The organism is Exiguobacterium sp. s146, assembly GCF_018618415.1.
Classification (GTDB): Bacteria; Bacillota; Bacilli; order Exiguobacteriales; family Exiguobacteriaceae; genus Exiguobacterium.
In genome coordinates this window covers 880292-899112 of the sequence record NZ_JACSMA010000001.1, presented here as the reverse complement: position 1 = coordinate 899112, position 18821 = coordinate 880292, and the positions used below count along the sequence as shown (strand labels likewise).

Annotated in this window: 17 protein-coding genes; 3 read left to right on the top strand and 14 right to left on the bottom strand. The window is 54.6% G+C overall.

Annotated features, from left to right (window positions below):
- Nucleotides 1–106: 106 nt before the first annotated feature.
- From dnaK to hrcA, 3 genes are read right to left on the bottom strand one after another with little or no spacing between them, the layout of a single operon-like run.
- Nucleotides 107–1930, bottom strand: a complete 1824-nt coding sequence (gene dnaK / locus KNP83_RS04615) for a molecular chaperone DnaK (RefSeq protein ID WP_214760947.1) — start codon at nucleotides 1928–1930, stop codon at nucleotides 107–109.
- A gap of 29 nt (nucleotides 1931–1959) precedes the next feature.
- Nucleotides 1960–2532, bottom strand: coding sequence for a nucleotide exchange factor GrpE (grpE, locus tag KNP83_RS04610; protein WP_214760944.1), 573 nt, complete (start codon nucleotides 2530–2532; stop codon nucleotides 1960–1962).
- Between the two features lie 17 nt (nucleotides 2533–2549).
- Nucleotides 2550–3572, bottom strand: a complete 1023-nt coding sequence (gene hrcA, locus KNP83_RS04605) for a heat-inducible transcriptional repressor HrcA (protein WP_021065668.1) — start codon at nucleotides 3570–3572, stop codon at nucleotides 2550–2552.
- A gap of 191 nt (nucleotides 3573–3763) precedes the next feature.
- On the opposite strand from hrcA, the gene KNP83_RS04600 reads away from it, so the two are divergent.
- Entirely contained in the window at nucleotides 3764–4369 is a 606-nt protein-coding gene (locus tag KNP83_RS04600) for a DUF1054 domain-containing protein (RefSeq protein ID WP_214760941.1), read from the top strand.
- A 43-nt stretch (nucleotides 4370–4412) separates the two neighbouring features.
- On the opposite strand, the gene hemW is transcribed toward KNP83_RS04600, so the two are convergent.
- From hemW to lepA, 5 genes are all read right to left on the bottom strand, one after another.
- The gene (gene hemW / locus KNP83_RS04595) at nucleotides 4413–5579 is read right to left on the bottom strand and encodes a radical SAM family heme chaperone HemW (RefSeq protein WP_214760939.1); all 1167 of its coding nucleotides are present in this window, start codon (nucleotides 5577–5579) and stop codon (nucleotides 4413–4415) included.
- A gap of 65 nt (nucleotides 5580–5644) precedes the next feature.
- Complete coding sequence (locus KNP83_RS04590; RefSeq protein ID WP_214760937.1) at nucleotides 5645–6829, bottom strand: DUF1015 domain-containing protein; 1185 nt, start codon at nucleotides 6827–6829, stop codon at nucleotides 5645–5647.
- Between the two features lie 12 nt (nucleotides 6830–6841).
- Nucleotides 6842–8005, bottom strand: coding sequence for a 3-phosphoglycerate dehydrogenase family protein (locus KNP83_RS04585; protein ID WP_214760935.1), 1164 nt, complete (start codon nucleotides 8003–8005; stop codon nucleotides 6842–6844).
- Entirely contained in the window at nucleotides 7983–9059 is a 1077-nt protein-coding gene (gene serC, locus KNP83_RS04580) for a 3-phosphoserine/phosphohydroxythreonine transaminase (protein WP_214760933.1), read from the bottom strand. Before serC ends, KNP83_RS04585 begins: the two co-directional genes overlap by 23 nt.
- A gap of 101 nt (nucleotides 9060–9160) precedes the next feature.
- Complete coding sequence (lepA, locus tag KNP83_RS04575) at nucleotides 9161–10984, bottom strand: translation elongation factor 4 (protein ID WP_214753357.1); 1824 nt, start codon at nucleotides 10982–10984, stop codon at nucleotides 9161–9163.
- A gap of 220 nt (nucleotides 10985–11204) precedes the next feature.
- On the opposite strand from lepA, the gene rpsT reads away from it, so the two are divergent.
- Entirely contained in the window at nucleotides 11205–11465 is a 261-nt protein-coding gene (gene rpsT, locus KNP83_RS04570) for a 30S ribosomal protein S20 (RefSeq protein WP_021065661.1), read from the top strand.
- 30 nt (nucleotides 11466–11495) lie between these two features.
- Here the strand turns inward: rpsT and KNP83_RS04565 are convergent, their stop codons facing one another.
- Nucleotides 11496–11930: a GNAT family N-acetyltransferase gene (locus KNP83_RS04565; RefSeq protein WP_214760931.1), complete on the bottom strand. Its 435-nt coding sequence runs from the start codon at nucleotides 11928–11930 to the stop codon at nucleotides 11496–11498.
- Between the two features lie 9 nt (nucleotides 11931–11939).
- Nucleotides 11940–12950 carry a DNA polymerase III subunit delta gene (gene holA / locus KNP83_RS04560; RefSeq protein ID WP_353048522.1) on the bottom strand — a complete coding sequence of 337 codons (1011 nt, stop codon included), beginning with the start codon at nucleotides 12948–12950 and terminating at the stop codon, nucleotides 11940–11942.
- A gap of 90 nt (nucleotides 12951–13040) precedes the next feature.
- On the opposite strand from holA, the gene KNP83_RS04555 reads away from it, so the two are divergent.
- The gene (locus KNP83_RS04555) at nucleotides 13041–13205 is read left to right on the top strand and encodes a YqzM family protein (RefSeq protein WP_016508105.1); all 165 of its coding nucleotides are present in this window, start codon (nucleotides 13041–13043) and stop codon (nucleotides 13203–13205) included.
- 60 nt (nucleotides 13206–13265) lie between these two features.
- Here KNP83_RS04555 and KNP83_RS04550 read toward each other — a convergent pair whose 3' ends face one another.
- The 4 genes from KNP83_RS04550 to KNP83_RS04535 form a co-directional block, all read right to left on the bottom strand.
- Nucleotides 13266–15398 (bottom strand): DNA internalization-related competence protein ComEC/Rec2, encoded by a 2133-nt coding sequence (locus KNP83_RS04550; protein ID WP_214760927.1) that lies wholly within the window; start codon nucleotides 15396–15398, stop codon nucleotides 13266–13268.
- 1 nt (nucleotide 15399) lies between these two features.
- Nucleotides 15400–15969: a helix-hairpin-helix domain-containing protein gene (locus KNP83_RS04545; protein ID WP_214760925.1), complete on the bottom strand. Its 570-nt coding sequence runs from the start codon at nucleotides 15967–15969 to the stop codon at nucleotides 15400–15402.
- Nucleotides 15970–16124: 155 nt separating this feature from the next.
- A complete protein-coding gene (locus KNP83_RS04540; RefSeq protein ID WP_214760924.1) occupies nucleotides 16125–17768 on the bottom strand; it encodes a methyl-accepting chemotaxis protein in 1644 nt (547 codons plus the stop codon).
- Nucleotides 17765–18736: a BMP family lipoprotein gene (locus KNP83_RS04535; protein ID WP_214760922.1), complete on the bottom strand. Its 972-nt coding sequence runs from the start codon at nucleotides 18734–18736 to the stop codon at nucleotides 17765–17767. Before KNP83_RS04535 ends, KNP83_RS04540 begins: the two co-directional genes overlap by 4 nt.
- Nucleotides 18737–18821 lie beyond the last annotated feature (85 nt).

Sequence of the window (18821 nt, the reverse complement as noted above, 5' to 3'; positions counted from 1 at the left end):
ACTCTCTCCTCTACACTGTCTAAACTAAAATTCTACCGAATCTACCTTAACATGGAAAGAGCCAAAGCAGAAACCTGCTTTGGCGCTCTCCTCTCTATTGGTTGCCTTATTTGCGATCGTCGAGATCTTCAAACTCAGCGTCGACGACGTTGTCGTCTTTCGCTTCCGTCTGTGTCTCGGCACCTTCAGCACCTTGCTGTTCAGCCATGTTCGCATATACTTTTTGCGTCAACTCTTGCACGACGTTCGACAATTCGTCCTTCGCCGTACGGATGGCTTCGAGGTCTGTGCCTTCGAGTGCCGTTTTCGCTTTTTCTTTCGCAGCTTCGGCGCGCTCTTTGTCCGCAGCGTCGACTTTGTCGCCGAGGTCTTTGATTGCTTTGTCCGTAGCGAAGACGAGTTGGTCTGTCTCGTTGCGAAGTTCAGCTTCTTCTTTACGCTGTTTGTCAGCTTCCGCGTTCGCTTCCGCTTCTTTCACCATGCGCTCGATTTCAGCCTCGTCGATACCTGAAGACGATTGAATCGTGATCGACTGTTCTTTGTTCGTACCGAGGTCTTTCGCCGATACGTGAACGATACCGTTCGCATCGATGTCGAATTTGACTTCGATTTGTGGCACACCACGTGGTGCCGGCGGAATGTCCGTCAACTGGAAGCGGCCGAGTGTCTTGTTGTCTGGTGCCATCGGACGTTCCCCTTGAAGGACGTGGATGTCTACCGCTGGCTGGCTGTCAGCAGCCGTCGAGAAGACTTGTGATTTCGATGTCGGGATTGTCGTGTTGCGGTCGATCAATTTCGTCATCACGCCACCCATCGTCTCGATACCGAGCGAGAGCGGAGTCACGTCGAGAAGGACGACGTCTTTGACGTCACCGGCAAGGACACCACCTTGGATGGCTGCTCCGAGGGCAACGACTTCATCCGGGTTTACGCCTTTGAACGGCTCTTTCTTCGTGAAATCATGAATCGCTTTTTGAACCGCTGGGATTCGTGTCGAACCACCGACGAGGATGATCTTGTCGAGGTCAGACGGTGTGAGACCTGAGTCTTTCAACGCGCGGCGCGTCGGCTCCATCGTGCGCTCGACGAGGTCAGCTGTCAACTCTTCGAATTTCGCACGTGTAAGTGTCGTTTCAAGGTGAAGCGGACCAGCTGCTCCGGCCGTGATGAACGGAAGGCTGATGTGTGCGCTTGTCACACCTGAAAGGTCTTTCTTCGCTTTCTCGGCTGCATCTTTCAAACGTTGAAGCGCCATCTTGTCTTGAGCGAGGTCGATGCCGTTCTCTTTTTTGAATTCAGCTACGAGATAGTCGATGACTTTTTGGTCAAAGTCGTCCCCGCCGAGACGGTTGTCCCCTGCTGTTGCGACAACTTCGAAGACGCCGTCGCCAAGTTCGAGGATCGAGACGTCGAACGTACCGCCACCGAGGTCATAAATCAAGATCGTGTGGTCTTCACCTTTATCGAGACCGTAAGCGAGGGCAGCTGCCGTCGGCTCGTTGATGATCCGTTTGACGTCGAGACCGGCGATTTTCCCTGCATCTTTCGTCGCTTGACGCTCTGCATCGTTGAAGTAGGCAGGAACCGTGATGACCGCCTCTGTCACTGATTCACCGAGGTAGTCTTCAGCATCTTTTTTCAGTTTTTGCAAAATGATTGCCGAGATTTCTTGCGGTGTGAACTTCTTGCCGTCCACTTCGACCGTATGCGCCGTTCCCATGTGACGTTTAATCGATTGAATCGTGTTCGGGTTTGTAATGGCCTGGCGTTTTGCCACTTCTCCGACTTGGCGCTCTTCACCTTTGAATGCGACGACAGATGGTGTTGTACGGTTCCCTTCCGCGTTCGAGATGACGACTGCTTCGCCACCTTCCATGACTGCCACACATGAGTTCGTTGTACCTAAGTCAATTCCGATAATTTTACCCATTGTCTATTCCTCCATCTAATTAAGTAATGTTATTCTGAGACTTTTACCATGCTCGGACGAATGACGCGTCCGTGCATTGTGTACCCTTTTTGAAGCTCCATCGTCACAACGCCCGATTCGAACTCATCGCTCGGCTCTTGCATGACCGCTTGATGATAGTTCGGGTCGAACGGTTGGCCGACCGCATCAATCACTTCGACGTTCTCACCGTTCAAGACGTCGAGCAACTGGCGGTGAATCATATCGACGCCCGCTTGAATCTGCTTGGCGTCGTCCGAAGTCGCTTCGACTTGGAGAGCGCGCTCGAAGTTATCGATGAGCGGAATCAATTTTTCGACGACCGTCTGTGACGCGAACTTCACGCGTTTTGCGTTCTCTTCGTTCGTCCGACGACGGAAGTTATCAAAGTCCGCACGGATGCGGAGCTCGCTCGCTTTGAGTGCGTCGATCTCTTTTTGCAAATCCGTCCCTTCAGAAGTTTCTTCCACAAACTCAACATTTGAAACCTCTTCTGCTTCGACAGCCTCTGTCTGTTTCGGATCAAAATCTTTTTCTTCGAGCACTTCTTCTGGTTCAGGCCCGTTTTGTTTGTCAGTTGTCATAATGAGGCTCCTTTCCATCACTCTTCTAATTTCGTTCGCCGTAACGCCTCAATGATTTGTCCCATCATTTGGACACCGTGTCGATAGTCCATCCGGGTCGGTCCAATCATCGCGATCGTCCCGAACGTCTTCCCGTCGAGCGTATAGTCCGACGTGATGACGCTACAATTTTGAAGCGCGACGATGCCATTCTCGCTACCAATGCTCACATAAATTTCGCGGTTTGGCAACGATTCGAGCCAGTCGGTCAACCGTTCCTGTTCATCGATCCATTCGAGGAACGGACGCAACGTGTCGAGCGTCTGAAACTCGGGTTGGTTGAAGATGTTCTTCTTCCCCCCTAGATATAGCGAAGCAGGATGCTGGACTTCGACGGTCGATTGAATGAGTTGCATCATGAACTCAAATTGTTCCTGGTGCGCGAGTCGAAGTTTGGCCACTTCTTCCCCGATTCGGAACTTCAGCTGACCGAGTGGAGTTCCTTTGAGACGATCGTTCAAGAAACGAATCGTCTGTTCGACCAAATCAGGCGCCATCGGGGAGTCGAAAACGACCGTCCGATGTTCGACGTGGCCTTGATCGGTCACGATCAAGACGACGCCGCGCCGTTCGTCGAGCGGCATCAAATCGATTCGGGCCAGACGATTCATCTGGCTGTTCGGACCGAGTGCCACCGTCGTATAGTTGGTCAAATCAGAGAGCAGGTCAGCGGCTTGACGGATGAGCACTTCCGACTCTTGGGCCGAAGCGCGCAGTCGTTCACCGAGACGATACGTCTCACGCTCGTCGATGATTTTCGTCTCGACGAGATGGTCGACATAATACCGATAGCCGACCTCGGACGGGATGCGCCCGGCCGACGTATGCGGTTTTTCAATCAAACCCATGTCTTCTAAATCGGCCATGTCGTTCCGAATCGTCGCCGAACTGAATGATAAGTCATCCCGTTTCGATAACGTCCGCGACCCGACCGGTTGGGCCGTCTGAATATAATCATCGATGATGGCTCGTAAAATGAGCAATTGTCTCTCTGTCAGCACAACGTCACTCCTCTCTGAAGGATTGGCCTCGCTTTATTAGCACTCATATTTACTGAGTGCTAATCACACTTCAAATATTATCACGTTCTCCTTATTTGTCAATTCATTTGGCTCATTTTTTCCAAGCCGTTCGAGCGTCGGATGATGCATGTCTGCCCAACATTCGGTATGATACGACATGAGGTGATTAGATGTTTACAACACAACAATTCGACGTATTCACGCAGGACGGACTCGACGCCCGCATGGCCGGGATCCGCTCCAAGATTCAACCGCTATTCCACCGGATTTATGACGAGGTCGGGCCCCAGCTCGAAGCCGACGTCGGCATTCCGCTCTATCTGCATGTCGCCAAACACGCCCGCCGGACGGTCAATCCGCCGAAAGACACATGGATGGCCATCTGCCACGATAAGCGCGGCTATAAGAAACATCCCCATTTCCAAGTCGGCTTATTCGATGACCGCGTCTTCGTCTGGCTCGCTTTCATCTATGAGATGCCAAATAAGGAAGCGATCGGCCGCCGACTCATGGCGCTCGACCTCAAATCGGATTTCCCCGACTTCCATATCGCCGGGGACCATATGAAGAAGGACGCCTTCTTAATCGAGGACACGTCGTCCGAATCGATTGAGACGATCATGGAACGCTTCGCGACCGTGAAGAAAGCCGACTTCTTGATCGGCCGTCAACTGCCGGCCGACGCGTCCATCCTCCAAAACGAAGCCGCCTTCTTGGCGCTCGTCGAGGATACGTTCAGCCGGCTCATGCCGATTTATCGTGACCTCGTGTTATAACCGAAACAAGGGCGAACCCGCATTGGGTTCGCCCTTTTGTTGTTCAGTTAGATACTTGCGCTTGCGAGTCGTTCCATTTCGCTTCACCGATAAAGGCCGCGAACGCCTCATTGGCGAGCGGGAGTCCTGACTCGGTCAAGCGGACGTGGGTGTCCGTCGTCTCAATCAATCGCTTCGCCTCGAGCTCCGTCAAGACGTGACCGAACACCGAACGCATCGATGCACCGTACTTCGACTCGAACGTCGCAAACGATACGCCTTGACGCATCCGGAGTCCGAGGAACAGCTCTTCTTCCATCTTCTCGACCGTCTCAAGCGTCGTCGTATTGCGCACCGGCAAGCCTTCCGCCTTGATATAGTGCGGAATCGGGGCGATGTTGGCCCGACGTTCCCCATTCAAGTAACTGTGCGCGCCGGCGCCGAAGCCGTAATACTCTTCATTGCGCCAGTACACTTGATTATGACGGCTCTCCCGTCCTTCGAGGCTATAGTTTGAAATCTCATATTGTTTCAAGCCACGCCGTTCGAGCGTCTCCATCACTTTCAAGTACATCGCGACCTCGATATCCTCACCCGGGAGGCGCAGCTTCCCTTTTCGCTCTTGAATCGCGAACACGGTATGCGGCTCGAGAATCAACGAATAGGACGACACGTGTTGAATCGGGAGTTGGAACGCCAAGTCGAGGTCACGCTCGATTTGCTCGAGCGTCTGTTCCGGCAATCCGAACATTAAGTCGATCGAGATGTTATCGAATCGCTTCGCGGCCTCCGTCACGGTCGCAAACACGTCATCGGCCCGGTGCGTACGACCGATGCGCTCGAGTCCGCCGTCATCGAACGTCTGGACGCCGAAACTGACGCGGTTGACCCCGCCTTGTTTCATCGTGTCGAGCTTCTCGGCACTGACGAAATTCGGGTTCGCCTCGACCGAGTATTCCAGATTCGGGGACGCGAGCGGGAGCAGATGACGCGCGACCATGTCCATGAGGCGTTTCATCTGCGCCTCATTGAGCGCCGTCGGTGTCCCGCCGCCGATAAAGATCGTCTCGATCGTATCGGTCGGGTATTGTTCGAGCGAGAGGATCATTTCCCGTTCAAGTGCATCTAAATAGTCATCAACCGGTTGGTTCTTTAAGAACACCTTGTTGAAATCGCAGTAATAACAAATATGTTCACAAAATGGAATGTGAAGATATACGGCTTTAGCCATGGCGGCCACCCCTTTCTTCTCTTCCATTTATAACGCTTTTCACGCCATGATGCCACTCTGCACGTTCAATCGAACCGATGAATGAACAGTCCGCTCTTCAATTTCGGTTCAAACCACGTCGATTTCGGCGGCATTTGCCCGTTCTCATCGGCAACGCGCATCAGCTCGTCCATCGCCGTGGCATGACACGTCAACACGACGACGTCATCCCGTTCAGCCAAGCTGGCGAGGCGTGTTGGGGCATCCTTGCCGCCGATGAAATCGATTCGGTGATCGGTGCGAACTTCTGTGACGTGAAAATACGGTTCGAGCACATCTCGCTGCAACGTCGCGACGTCTAGGACCGTCGTCGTCTGCCGTTTTTTGAGCACGTGATGTTCACCGCGATACGACAATCCGAACGTGCCTCGTTCATTCGGCACGTGCAACTCATCCACCGACTCAATGTCATAGGAGAAAGCGAGACCATCGAGCAGCGTCATCACTTCTTCCGGGGCCACTTGATTCAAAATGCGGTGATACGGCAAAATCGTCAGCTCATCGCTCGGGAACAAGACGCCAAGGAAGTGGTCCCGCTCTTGTCTCGTTTCCCCTTCATGAATCGGGCTGCGGGCGACGACGGCTGCGGCTTTGGCCCGATGATGCCCGTCGGCGATATAGATGGCCGGAATGCTGGCCCCGATCATGATGACGCGTGCTTGATGCTTGGACGGCACGGCATAGCCTTCATGGACGACACCTTGACGGTCTGTGAAAGCGAACAACGCCTCTCCTGTCGTCGCGTCGTCCAAGATGCGACGCAACCCTTCGTCCGGCGCGTGGCTCATCAAAATTGGGCCGGTGTGCGCTTTCGTCGCCGATACGTGCTCGACGCGTTCGCGTTCTTTCACAGCGCGTGTGTGCTCATGAATCTTGATGCGACCTGCCTCATAATCGGTCACCGAGAACGTGGCGACGAGACCTGTCTGGACACGCCCTTGATCGGTGAGCCGATACACGTAAAACCCGTGGGTCCGCTCGGTCAACTCGCTCTCGTAAAGCCGTTCGAGTTCCTGACGGGCTCGTTGCCCCCACGTCTCGAGCGGCATGTCCGCCGTGAACACTTCTGGTTTATCGACCGTAAGGAACGAGTCGGGACGTTGTTTGACGTCCTCACGTGCTTGTTCGACGCTGACGATATCGTACGGGTCGGCGGCGACGTTCTCGGGATGGGTTGGCATGTATGGGGCAAACGGTTTGAATACGACCATGGTCATTCCTCCTTAAAATTCGCGGACGCGCATGACGCCCTCGATGTCATACAAGGCGTGCACAGATAGCGTCTCATGTTTATGGTTGTCGATGTCGATTAACGTATAGGCCACGTCGTTACGACTCCGGTTGACCATGTTGTCGATATTGATGCCGTTCTCAGCGAGCCGGCTGGCGATTTGACCGACCATGTTCGGGACGTTCAAATGGAGCACGGCCAAACGCCGTTTCCCGACATACGGGAGTTCGGTGTTCGGGAAATTGGCCGAGTTCCGGATACTTCCGGTCTCGAGATACAGTTTGAGCGTATCGACGGCTTGAATCGCGCAATTGACCTCAGACTCGTGCGTCGAGGCGCCGAGGTGCGGGAACGAGACGACTTGTGGATGTCCGAGCAACACTTGTTTCGGGAAGTCGGTGATGTAGGTCGCCACGTTGTCATCGAGCGCTTCCAATAAATCGACGTCGTTCACGAGTTCACCCCGCGCGAAATTCAAAACGGTAACGCCCGGTTTCATCTGTTTGAACCACGTCGCATCAATCATGTGGCGCGTGTCATCCGTGAGCGGCATATGAATCGTCAGGATGTCGACATCGGCGAGCAACTCGCTCAACTGTTTCGCCCGTTTCACTTGTTGCGAGATGTTCCAGGCCCCGTCGACTGATAAGTGCGGGTCGTATCCGATGACATCGATGCCGAGGTGGAGCAAATCGTTCGCGAGCGACGCCCCGATTGCACCGAGACCGACGATGCCGACTCGTTTGCCCCGTAGTTCGGACCCGACGAAACGCCGTTTCTGTTGTTCCATCGCTTCTTCGAGCGACGTCTGATCGGCAAACGTGTGATCGTTGACCCAGTTCACGCCTTCTAAAATCGGACGGACCGATAGCAGCATGCTGGCGAGGACGAGCTCTTTGACCGCGTTCGCATTCGCGCCCGGCGTATGGAACACGACGACCCCTTGACGGGCCAACCGGTCGAGCGGGATATTGTTCACGCCGGCACCGGCCCTGGCGATGGCGAGCAAGTAAGGCGGGATGTCCGCCTGATGGACATCATGGCTTCGAATCACCCAGGCGTCGGCTTGCTCGGCGTCATTGACGGCATACTCGCTCGGCTCGAAACGCCGTAACCCGTCTTCTGCGATTTGGTTATACGTTTTTATATGAAACATCTTGTCCCTCCTGTTCAAACTCATGCATCACTTCGATGAGACGTTTCACGCCCTCGAGCGGCATCGCATTATATAGACTGGCTCGCAGGCCTCCGACCGAACGATGACCGCCGAGCTCGATTAACCCATGTGCCTCGGCGAATCGTTGAAACGCCTCATCCGTCCCAGCGTCCCCTGTCGTGAACGGAATGTTCGTCAACGACCGCTCTGTGCCCGAGACGACGGCATGAAACAAGGGCGACGCATCCAACGCATCGTAAAATAGACTACTCTTCTCGACGTTGCGGCGTTCCATCGCCTCGACCCCGCCTTCGTCCTCGACCCAGGCGAGCACACGCTCGGCGACATATAGACTAAACGTCGACGGAGTGTTGAGCAGCGAATCGACGTGCTGACTGTATGCGAGATAGGATGGCAACTGACGGTCGACAATCAACTCGCGACGGATGATGACGAGCGTTAATCCGGCCGGTCCGATATTTTTTTGGGCACCGGCATATAACAGCCCATAGCGTTTGACGTCAATCGCTTCCGCCAAAATGTTTGACGAGACGTCGGCGACGAGCGGGACATCCGTGTCCGGGAGCTCGGTATAGCGCGTCCCTTCAATCGTGTTGTTCAACGTCACATGAAGGTAGTCGACGTCGGAAATCGTCTGCGGCCATGCAGGAAGTTCACGATACTTGGTCGCTGCCGAACTGCCGACGACGACGACATCCCCGAAGTGTTTCGCATCGGCAATCGCCTTCTTCGACCAAACCCCGCTGTCAAGATAGGCGAAGCGGCGGGTCTCGCGCAGGTTCATCGGCACCATCGAAAACTGTAGTGTGGCCCCGCCTTGCAGAAACAGGACGGCATAGTCGTCAGGAATCTGCATCAACCGCCGCAATCTCGCCTCGAGCTGCTCGACAATCGTGGCGAACGCATCAGAACGGTGACTCATCTCAACGATGGACACCCCTTGTTTATAGGAAAGAAACTCGGCTTGCACTTCACGTAACACCGGTTCCGGTAAGACACCCGGTCCGGCTGAAAAATTATAGATCACCGCCACTCCTCCTCTGTTTATCTGTAAGTACGTACTATTCCGTACCAGACGTACCGAATCCTGCCAAATGACAAAAATCGCCCTTATCCGGAGATAAGGGCGAACGATTATTCTTCGTCCATCGACAAGACGGACATGAACGCTTCTTGCGGCACTTCGACGGAACCAACCATCTTCATGCGCTTTTTACCTTCTTTTTGCTTCTCGAGCAATTTACGTTTCCGCGAGATGTCACCACCGTAACACTTGGCAAGGACGTTCTTACGGAGGGCTTTAATCGTCGAACGGGCCACGATCTTCGTTCCGACCGCTGCTTGAATCGGCACTTCAAACTGCATGCGCGGAATGAGTGCTTTCAGCTTCTCGACGATGACTTTCCCACGTTCGTAGGCAAAATCACGGTGTACGATGAAGCTCAAGGCATCGACGAGCTCGTTGTTGAGGAGGATATCCATCTTGACGAGACGCGACGGACGATAGCCGATCAAGTCGTAATCAAGCGACGCATAGCCTTTCGTGCTCGACTTCAACTGGTCGAAGAAGTCATAGACGATCTCACTGAGCGGGATGTCATACGTGATTTTGACGCGGGTCGTGTCGATATACTGCATATCGATGAAGCTGCCGCGTTTCTTCTGACAGAGTTCCATGATGGCCCCGACATAGTCGTTCGGAGTCATGATGGCTGCCTTGACGTATGGCTCTTCAATCGATTCGACTTTTTGTTGCTCGGGCATCTTCGACGGGTTATCGACGTGAACAACCTCGCCCGCCGTCGTCGTGACGTGATAGATAACCGACGGTGCCGTCGTAATCAAATCGATGCCGAACTCGCGCTCGATGCGTTCTTGAATGATTTCCATGTGAAGCATGCCGAGGAATCCGCTACGGAATCCGAAGCCGAGTGCCTGTGACGTCTCCGGCTCGAACTCGAGCGCCGCGTCCGACAACTGAAGCCGTTCAAGTGCTTCACGCAAATCGTTGTACTTCGCTGCGTCAATCGGATAGAGACCGCAGTAGACCATCGGGTTCATCTTCCGGTAACCCGGGAGCTGTTCCGTCGACGGATTTTTAGCGAGTGTGATCGTGTCACCGACCCGAACGTCGCCGACCGTTTTAATCGATGCCGAGAGCGTCCCAACGTCCCCGACATTCAATTCTTTTACCGATAACGGTTTTGGTGTCGAGACGCCGAGGTCCGTGACTTCGAACGATTTACCCGTCGACATCATTTGTACTTTGTCTCCGACTTTGACCGAACCGTTGACGATTCGAATCGAAGCGACGACACCGCGATAGGCGTCATAATACGAGTCGAAAATCAACGCTTGAAGCGGCGCTGACGGATCTCCCGTCGGTGCGGGGACGAGTTCGACGATTTGTTCGAGAATCTCTTCAATCCCGATGCCCGCTTTGGCCGAAGCCGGTACGGCATCACTCGCATCCAAACCGATGACGTCCTCAATCTCTTGACGGACGCGTTCGACATCCGCAGACGGCAAATCAATTTTGTTGATGACCGGGATGATTTCCAAGTCGTTATCGAGCGCGAGATAAACGTTCGCGAGCGTCTGGGCCTCAATCCCTTGTGCCGCATCGACGACGAGGACAGCCCCTTCACATGCTGCGAGCGAACGAGACACTTCATACGTGAAGTCGACGTGTCCCGGTGTATCAATCAAGTGAAGGATGTACTCTTCTCCGTCTTTTGCGGTATAGTTCAATTTAACGGCGTTCAACTTGATTGTAATCCCACGTTCCCGTTCGAGATCCATCGCGTCGAGCGTCTGTTCTTTCATTTCACGCGCCGTGAGCGCACCAGTTCTCTCGAGAATCCGGTCAGCGAGCGTCGACTTCCCATGATCGATGTGGGCGATGATGGAAAAGTTCCGAATCTTCTTCTGACGATTCTCTAATTCTTGTTTGTTCATATATGGGTTCACCTATCCTTCTCATGCATACCGTGTCATTATATCAAAATCCTAAGTTAATGTGTACGACCTACTTCAACAATACCACATATAGTTTTCAGAATAATCATCAAGTGGTTGCTTTTCGAATAAGCGTTTGCTACAATTGTGCTTGTTCTGTTGAATGATTACTTGAAGTAATAAGAACATACACTTTCTTGTTTCAGGGGGTGACAAAACAATGGCAAACATCAAATCAGCAATCAAACGTGCAAAAACTTCTGAAAAGCGTCGCGTCGCAAACTCGCAAGAGAAAGCAGCAATGCGTACAGCAGTGAAACGTGTTGACGCTCTCGTACTCGAAGGAAACAAAGAAGCTGCTCAAGAAGCTTTCGTCCTCGCTACGAAGAAAATCGACAAAGCTGCAGCAAAAGGTCTTATCCACCAAAACAAAGCTGGCCGTGACAAATCACGTCTTGCAGCTCGCATCGCAGCTCTCTAATTAGAGACTAAAACGAAACAGCCGCCTCCATTAGGAGCCGGCTGTTTTTTGGGTTCGCATGACGTAATGGTAGCCGATTCCGGGGATGTCAAACGCGTCACCGACCGTCTTCAATCCGTTCCGTTCATAAAATCGGACCGCGACGGCTCGGGCGTTGCACCACCAATCGGCATCGAGCTCGCGATGGAGCGCCTGCAAGAAGGCCGACCCGATCCCCCTCCCAGCGACATCGGGAGCGGTCGCCATGCCGCGCAATTGAAATGGCACGCGGTCGCCCGCAAACTCACGGCTTTGCCGCATGACGGTCGCGATGGACACGACACGACCATCTTCGACCCAGGCAAAGTGACGCGTCGTCTCCGCATCATCCCCGTCAAAATAACACGTCTCCACCGGCAACCCCGGCCGCAACACTTCATGGCGGAGCGGAATCATCGCTTCTAGCCCTACTTCCTGTAATCCCATGTCCTCACCTCACAATAATGTCAATTGGCAGACGAGCGTATCAAACACGATCTGCTTGTCACCCCGTCCCGTCTTCATCGCCTCATCCGCGTCGGCAATCAAGGTCAGCGCCCGTCCGAGTTGAGCCTCGGAGAAGTTCCGGCTCGCTTGCGAGGCCAATTTCACCGTATACGGATGCGCCCCGATTTTCGAGGCGATTTGCTTCTCGCCATACCCCTTCTCCGTCAACTGTTTGGCGAGATACATATTCCGGTATTGACGCGCCAGAAGCGCCAACAAACCGATCAACTCTTGACCTTGCTTCTCTAAATCACGAACGAGCCGAAGCGCCGCATCCGCACGCCGCGCCACTAAAAACTCGGACAGTTGGAACACGTTGTCTTCGAGTGTGCGCGGGACGAGGTCGTTGACGATCTCAATCGGAATCTCGGCCCCTTCACTCGCGTACAGTTGCAACTTCTCGAGCTCGCGGACGAGTTTGCCCCAATCATCCTGACAAAGGAACAACAGCCGCTCGACGGTCGCCCGCTCCATCTTTTGGCCGCGTCGGTTCAATTCGTCGCTGACGTAGCGCATCAGCTCCGACTGGCTCGGCTTTTTCGCCTCGAGCACGATGGCCCGCTCTTTCAAGCGCTTGACGACCTTTTTCCGTTCATCGAGCTTCTCTGCCTCGATGATAAAGACGAGCACGGAATAAGGCGCCGGTTGTAACGCGTATTCGGTCAGCCGCTCGACGTTTTGTTTTTGCTTCTCTTTGGCTCCCGTCAAAAACTGGGCCTGTTTGACGATGACGGTCCGATATTCGCTAAAGAACGGGACCGTCTCCGCCTCATCGAGCGCCGTGTCGAGTGACGTCTCGTGCAAGTCGAGCTGCATGACATCAAAGTGGTCACCGGATGGGTTGGCCGCTTTGATGATGGCCCGCTCCCACGTCTCTAGCAAATATTTTTCTGTCCCAAATAGGACGTACACGTTCGACAACTTTCCGTTATGCAGCCACGGTTCATTCAAAACACACACCACTTTCACAATTTATTCTTATCTAAACATAGATTATCCTTCACTGATTCGCTATACTTAGGACGGAACCATTTCAAGGAGGGACTCACTATGCATATTAACTCTGTTCGCCCACAAAGCGAAAACCCGTTCGAGAACGACGTACAGTGCAAACGTAACGATGCCATCGATTCAGCAATCGGCTTCATCGTCCCGTTCGGCTTTTTCTTCACCATCTTCGCGATCGGTGTCCTCATCAAGTTCTTGAGCCTATAAGTCAGTCAGAAAGCGATTGCCCCGGGGGAGCAATCGCTTTTTTAGTTTATCATAGTTTTTTCATGGCGGTACCGCCTTCGTCACAATCCCACGACACCGATTTCGTTCACAGACGACCATCCCGTCCTCGTCGGTCCGCAATACCCGCCTTCCTTCGAGACGTTGTAACGTGTCGAGATGCGGATGTCCGTACCGATTGTTCCGGCCGACACTGATGATGACCCATTCCGGATCAATCCGGTGCAACAGCTCCTCACTCGATGATGTGTTCGATCCATGATGTCCGAGTTTGAACACATCGACATCAACAGTCGGAATCATTCCTTCCCGCTCCTCCGGCAAATCCCCAGTCAATAAATATGTGAGCATCCCGACCTGCATGAACAGCGACACCGAGTTCGCATTCTCGTCCTCGCCCGCCTCGCCCGGGGCGACGACCCACATCCATGGGTACGGCCGGTCCCCGCTCTTCAGGAGACGGACCGGAACCTGATAGGCCGCCAGCTCGGCCAGCAAAGCATTTCGTTTGGCTGAATCCGCCACTTCCGCCGACAACCATACCTCATCGACGTCGACGGACGAGAGCAATCCGGACAGTCCGCCGACGTGATCATGATCGGCATGGGTGAGCAACAAAAAATCGAGACGTGTCTCTCCCCGTTTCCATATGTACGGGGCGACGACGTCCGCCCCCGGGTCATACGTGGACCGCTTCGACTCCTTCGGATCTTGAAACACCCCGCCGACATCGATGACGCCCGTGACCTCGCCATACTCGACGACGATGGCATCGCCTTGCCCGACATCCAAAAATGTGACGCGTGGCTCCTCGATCCATTCAAGGCCGCCATGCATGAGCATTAAGCCGAGCACGGCCAGCCCCCAACCGCTCCATCGTTTCCATTCGAGGAGCATCAATCCGCTCCAGAGGACGATCGCCAAGGCAAGAGCGTGCCAAAACGTAAACTCATGCAGCGGGAGCCACGGCTGCCAGTCGTGATGCAAGGCGAACGTCCCGTTCAGGCCATCGAGAATCGGATGCAAGAGCGGTTCAGCGGTCGGCACGATGTACGCGACCAGGGCGAGCGGAATGACGACCCAGGAGATCAAGAACGCACCGACGACGTTATACACGGGTGCCAGCACCGAGATAATCGGTTGGACGGGCCATAACAAGATGAGCCCGAACCATTGGGCGTATACGGCCAGTCCGAATGGCCCGGTCCAAATCGAACGGGTCACGAGCAAGAACAACGTCATCGCGACCGTCAACTGAAACCCTAAATTCCACAACAAGTACGGCTGCAAGGCGAGCAAGAACGCCGCGCACCAACTGAGCAGCCGAATCGGGTCACGGACACGATAGCCGAACAAGGACAGCCCGAGCAGGACGTCGGCGACGAGCACGGCCCGGGCCACCGGCGGCGAAAATCCGGTCAACCATCCGAACAACGTGACCGCCACGAGTATCAACAGCGTCTTCGTCTCGCGTCGGAGCGGTAACGGTTTCGTCAACCAACGCAGCCCGAGCACGAGTAGCGCGATGTGTGACCCGGAGATGACGAGCAGATGAAGCAGACCGGTCACTCGGTAAGAGAACGAGGTGTCCTCGTCGAGCAACCGGCTCTCCCCGAACAATAACGCCTCCATGTAGAGCGCCACATCCGGTCGGTACGTCGCCTCGATTCTCGCGAGCTGTCGCTCCTTCCAACGGAGCATCTCTCCAGCAATTCCATCACTCGGACCGCATGCCTCGATGGCGGTGTCCTTCCCTTTGAACACAAGTCCGGCCCCGTGTGCCCACGCCGCCTCGTCGAATCCGCCCGTATTGCGCAGTGGGGCGAACGGGGTATCGGTGAATGTGACGAGACACGTCTCGCCCGGACGACCGAGCGTGAGTTCACGACCGGTCAACACACCTTCCGTCCCATCGATTTGTCCGTATAGACGTGCCGTCGGACCATTGTCCCGCCGGCTCTCGATGGTGAACGCATAAGGACCGTCCGCCGGCAACGGTGCGGCGTCAGGACGTACGAACACGAATAGGACGAGCAAGGCAGCACCGACGTGCGCATACATGGATTGACCACGCCAAGTGAAGGCGATGGCGACGGACAACAGGACGCAGAGGGCGACCGCCCCGTGTATCCCGGCGAGCAACAGACTGATGGGCAACAACGGATACAGTGGCATGTCATGGAACCAACAGATAGCCTTCCATGCTTTCTAACGTCTTCTCCCCGAACCCTTTGACGTTGCCAATCTCTTCATACGACTTGAACGGCCCATGCTGTTTCAAATGATTGAGAATCGCCTCGGCTTTGGCCGGACCGATGCCCGGTACGGTCATCAGTTCGTCTTTCGTCGCACTGTTGACATGGACCCCGTTCGTCCCCCCGTTCGCTTCTTCAGCGGCCGGCATAACGACCGTCTCCCCCTTTTTCGGGACGCTCACTTTCGTCCCATCGACGAGCAATTGGGCCAAATTCAATTGTTCGGGATCGGCCTCGGCCGTCAAGACGGCGAGAGACAGCACGTCCCCGACACGGGCCCCTTGCGGCATCGTATACATATCGGGCGCCTCGACCGCCCCGGTCACATAGACGACGATTTCGGTCGGGACACTCGGTTCGACCTCCGGCTCGGGTGTCGCGACGAACTGTTCGACCATCGGTGTCTCCGGTTCTTTCGAGTAAAACATGTAGCCCACCCCAATGAATAGTCCGACGAGCAGCACGATGACATACCGTCTCCACTTTTCCATACGTCTCCTCCTCGCGTGAGTCTCTCCTCTAGTATGAGGAAATGGGCATCGGTGCGCCCGGTCCGCCTTTGACGGTTCTGGCGCGCTCCTGACACAGAAGCGCGGGCGTCTCTTCCGTTTCGAGACGACAAAAAAGAGACAAGCCGAAACTTGTCTCAGTGCTCTTCAAAATGTTGGACTTGGCTCGCGAGTGCTGCGGCCTGCCCTTCTAATTCTTGCATCAAGGCGAAAATTTGATCGAAGCTCGCTTGCTGTTCTTTCATCGAGGCCGCGACTTCTTCATTACCGGCTGCGAGTTCCTCGGTCACGCCGCTCACTTCCTCGACCCGTTTCAACACGTTCGTGACTTCCGTGCTCGATGCGACCATCTCGCGTTCGATTGTCCCGACGAACGAGGCGACGTGATCGGTCCGATCATGGATTCGACTGAACGCCTGCTTCGTCAATCCGAACGCTTCAAGCTGTGCCGTCTGCTCACGACTCGATTCTTCGACCATGTCCGTCAAGCGGACGACCTCATCGCGAATCGTCTGCACGACGCCGAAAATTGAACGTGTCGCCACGTTGCTTTCTTCCGCCAACTTCTTCACTTCGCTGGCGACGACCGCAAACCCGCGTCCGGCTTCTCCGGCGCGTGCCGCTTCGATGGCGGCGTTCAAGGCGAGCAGATTCGTCTGGGCGGCGACGTCTTCCACGAGTTTCGCCATCTTCTCGATTTCTTCGGTCTTTCGGGCGAAGTCATCCATCCGATGGACGAGTGATGCGTTGCGCGCGCTCGAACGCTCTAGGATCGCCTCCTGATCCGTCAGCGTCTCGATGCCGGCCGCGACCTCACGGGTCATCTCGGTCGTCTGTTCGGTCGTCTGCTTCGTCTGGTTCAAACTCGTCTCGAACGAGGTCGCCATGATTCCGACCGATTCGAGCGTCTCTTGCAGTTCGGTCGCAATCGACTGGGCCCCATTCGCCATCTCATCGACCGCATTCGTGATGTTCGACGTCGTGCTGACCACGGCCTCGTTCTCGGCGGCCGCCGTCTCCGTCATATCGTTCACTTTCATCGACGTGACACGGATGGACCCGATGACCGTCTGTAGAGACAACGTCATCTCTTGCATGGCCCGTTCCAAACGTCCGATTTCGTCACGTCGCGTCGAATCCGGCAATGAAATCAACCGGCCAGCCGCGATTGCTTCCGCCGCCTCAACGTTTCGCTCGAGCGGATGCGTGATCGAGCGGGCGAAGAAGAAGTTATAGACACTGAGTGCCGCGATGACGAAAGCGGTCAACAAAATCGAAACGAGAAACAGACGTTTCGTCTCGCTCGCCGCTTCGGCCTGTAGCGCCTCGTAGAACGTTCCGTTTTTCAAGAGGAGCGTGTTCACATCGTTCAACACGCCTTCAAGCTTGGCCGCTTGAATTCGGGCCGCAATCCCTGCGGCCTCGGCCGCCTCCACTTCGGCTTCAATCCGTTCATATTTCGTCGTCGCCCGTTCCAGGTGCGTCGCAAATTCCGGAATCAAATATGTTTGTTCGAGCATCGCGAACGTTTCCCCGTTCGTCGCCCGGATGCGCTCGAGTTGCGTCACTGTCGATTGGCTCATCTGCTCTCCGAGCGATGTCCAAAGTGACTGTTCTTGCAAGAGCGACGTCTCGAGCTGTGACAGCTCGATCATTTGCGAGCCGTACTGTTCATTGTACGTCTGCAATCGGTTGAGCGTCGATAATACATAACTCATCATCAACACAATCAACAAGACCGTGAAGACGGTAGAGAAGATAAACCGTTTCCGTAAGCTCATTTCAGCGTCCCCTCCATCAACTGTTTCTGAAACGCTTCGAACCGTTTCATCTCGTCTTCATCAAATTGGACGCGACGAAGCGCGGCCAATCCGACACCGCCTTCATCCATCCCGAGTTCGACGTGGGCACTGAACGCTTCGTCCTCAATTCGATTCGCGATTTCGACGATGGCCAAGTCGACTTGTTTCAACATCGACGTGATGACCGCATCCGGTGCGATCATCGATTGATCGCTGTCGACACCGATCGCCTTCACACCGTTCCGCTCAGCCGTTTCCAACACACCGACCCCGGTCAGTCCAGCTGCCGCATATAAGACGTCCGCTCCGGCCTTGATTTGCTTCTCCGCCAACTTGCGACCGAGTTCAGGTGAGGCAAAATCGTTCGCATAGTCGACGAGCATCGTCACGTCGTTGTTGACGCTTTTTGCTCCGAGTTCGAAACCGGTCCCGAACTTGTTAATCAATTCGTTATCGACTCCGCCGATGAACCCAATCTTGTTCGATTCCGTCTCGAGCCCCGCGACTGCCCCGGCGAGCGCACTACCTTCCGTCTCTTTGAACGTCACGGACATAACGTTCGGCAACGTCGAGACGGCATCAATCAATGCGAATTGTTGCTCCGGATATTCGGCCGCCACCGTCTCCAAGTCCTCCTGACACGCGAATCCAAGGCCGATGATGACATCGTGTCCGTCGGCGACGAGCTGTTCAAATCCGGCTTTATACGTCTCTGTCTCTGTAAGCTCGCGGTAATCGACGAACCATTCCCCCGTCTCACGAAGTTGTCCCATGCCGCGCATCGCCGCGTCGCTGAACGATTGGTCCCCAAGACCAACATCAGATAGCACGACGCCCATCGATTGACGGGTTTCCACAGTTGCTTCGGGCTGGTCAATCACAGACTGACAACCTGGCAACCAAGTCACACATGCGGCCAACAAGCCGATGATGAGTGATTTTTTCATAATAGCTACTTCCTCTCTCTAATGGTCTGACATCTCACTTATCGTCAGAAATCGATTGAGTTTGAAGCCTTTCGTTTCAAATTTA

Bases quoted from the DNA above. Each gene is read 5' to 3' on its own strand.
- lepA (WP_214753357.1), bottom strand. From the start codon at position 10,984: ATGAACAAACAAGAATTAGAGAATCGTCAGAAGAAGATTCGGAACTTT.
- KNP83_RS04590 (WP_214760937.1), bottom strand. From the start codon at position 6,829: ATGGTCGTATTCAAACCGTTTGCCCCATACATGCCAACCCATCCCGAG.
- KNP83_RS04600 (WP_214760941.1), top strand. From the start codon at position 3,764: ATGTTTACAACACAACAATTCGACGTATTCACGCAGGACGGACTCGAC.
- hemW (WP_214760939.1), bottom strand. From the start codon at position 5,579: ATGGCTAAAGCCGTATATCTTCACATTCCATTTTGTGAACATATTTGT.
- dnaK (WP_214760947.1), bottom strand. From the start codon at position 1,930: ATGGGTAAAATTATCGGAATTGACTTAGGTACAACGAACTCATGTGTG.
- grpE (WP_214760944.1), bottom strand. From the start codon at position 2,532: ATGACAACTGACAAACAAAACGGGCCTGAACCAGAAGAAGTGCTCGAA.
- KNP83_RS04535 (WP_214760922.1), bottom strand. From the start codon at position 18,736: ATGAAAAAATCACTCATCATCGGCTTGTTGGCCGCATGTGTGACTTGG.
- rpsT (WP_021065661.1), top strand. From the start codon at position 11,205: ATGGCAAACATCAAATCAGCAATCAAACGTGCAAAAACTTCTGAAAAG.
- KNP83_RS04545 (WP_214760925.1), bottom strand. From the start codon at position 15,969: ATGGAAAAGTGGAGACGGTATGTCATCGTGCTGCTCGTCGGACTATTC.
- KNP83_RS04585 (WP_214760935.1), bottom strand. From the start codon at position 8,005: ATGTTTCATATAAAAACGTATAACCAAATCGCAGAAGACGGGTTACGG.
- KNP83_RS04555 (WP_016508105.1), top strand. From the start codon at position 13,041: ATGCATATTAACTCTGTTCGCCCACAAAGCGAAAACCCGTTCGAGAAC.
- KNP83_RS04565 (WP_214760931.1), bottom strand. From the start codon at position 11,930: ATGGGATTACAGGAAGTAGGGCTAGAAGCGATGATTCCGCTCCGCCAT.
- KNP83_RS04540 (WP_214760924.1), bottom strand. From the start codon at position 17,768: ATGAGCTTACGGAAACGGTTTATCTTCTCTACCGTCTTCACGGTCTTG.
- KNP83_RS04550 (WP_214760927.1), bottom strand. From the start codon at position 15,398: ATGCCACTGTATCCGTTGTTGCCCATCAGTCTGTTGCTCGCCGGGATA.